Consider the following 1517-nt stretch of genomic DNA (forward strand, 5'->3'; position numbering starts at 1 on the left):
TCGCTGCCGGAAATGGATCGCCTGAACTATCACCGTGATGAATGCGAACAGAAGCTGGCGATGACCATGGCGGGTAAAGCTGCCGAAGTCATCAAGTATGGCGAAGATCACGTGTCGAACGGTCCTGCCGGGGACATCATGCAGGCCAGCCAACTGGCACGTGCCATGGTGATGCGCTGGGGTATGTCAGACAAGGTTGGCAATATCGACTATGCCGAGGCGCATGAGGGATACCAGGGCAATACTGCCGGGTTCTCGGTATCGGCTCATACCAAGGAGCTGATTGAAGAAGAGGTAAAGCGCCTGATCCAGCAGGGCTATGAACAGGCGCACAAGATTCTGACCGATCAGAACGAGGAATGGGAGCGTTTGGCCCAAGGTTTGCTGGAATACGAAACGCTGACCGGTGACGAAATCAAACGCGTCATGAACGGGGAGTCGCCCGGCGACAGCGATGATCGGAACGACAAGTCGGACGAGGGCAGTGCGCCCAGCGTGACAGCCATCCCCAAGACCAAGGCCAAGAAATCACCGCCTGAGGGCGGGATGGAACCTGAACCGACAGCATAACCAACAAGAACCCGGGCTCTGACCCGGGTTTTTCTCTTTCCATCAGATCGTTACTGGGCATTATGCGCTGGCAGACACCAATGGGAAGGGAAGCGCGTATGCCGTTTTTACGGGAAACCGAATTTGCAGCCGAAGTCGTTTGGCTGGGTCTTGTTCCTGCCGGCGGATCGCTTCGTGCCAAGCCCGTGGAGTTGTTGGATCTTGGGTTTGAGGGCGCGAAAGGCGAACGGCACGAAGGTCTGAGCCGTGCGTCCTGTGTTCGGGTCTCGAATCTCTATCCCAAGGGCACTGAAATCCGCAATGTTCGTCAACTGTCGGTGCTGTCCTTGGAAGAGTTGCAGCAGATCGCGCAGAACATGGGGCTGGACCAGCTTGACCCGTCTTATCTGGGCGCATCCATAGTGCTGAAAGGTATACCGGATTTCTCGCACATTCCGCCGTCCTCGCGTCTTCAGGCGGTCAACGGGCTGACGATCACTGTGGATATGGAAAACGCGCCCTGCGTATTGCCCGGTCGCGAAATCGAAGCGGATCATCAGGGGTATGGTGCAGGGTTCAAACCTGCTGCCGTCGGGCGCCGCGGTGTCACGGGCTGGGTCGAACGTCCTGGGCGTATTCAACTGGGCGATCACCTCAAGCTCTTTGTTCCAGACCAGCCTGCCTGGAGCCCTGAAAATATGCAGGTTTCCGATTAGTTACCGATGAAGTGACCTGACGACGCTTCGCGACGCCAGAATGTCGGAATCCATGGCTAATCAGATTGTACACAAGGGTATGGAATGCGTAGCGCCGACGTTGGACGTCGGTTTTGCACGGTATTCAATCAAGGACCCCGGCCAATGAGCTATAAATCCGACATCGAAATTGCGCGTGAAGCGAATAAGAAGCCGATCCAGGAGATCGGCGCGAAGCTTGGAATATCCAGTGACGATCTGTTGCCGTATGGG

General features: G+C 56.2%; 1 protein-coding gene and 1 pseudogene. Both read left to right on the top strand.

Annotated elements, in window-relative coordinates:
- Positions 1-570, top strand: a pseudogene (locus tag AC2FND_RS20230) (ATP-dependent zinc metalloprotease FtsH); the annotation flags it as partial.
- A gap of 98 nt (positions 571-668) precedes the next feature.
- Positions 669-1265 carry an MOSC domain-containing protein gene (locus AC2FND_RS20235; RefSeq protein WP_209505532.1) on the top strand — a complete coding sequence of 199 codons (597 nt, stop codon included), beginning with the start codon at positions 669-671 and terminating at the stop codon, positions 1263-1265.
- The last annotated feature ends 252 nt before the right edge of the window (positions 1266-1517 follow it).

The sequence above is a fragment of the Ruegeria sp. BHSB056 genome (assembly GCF_059613305.1).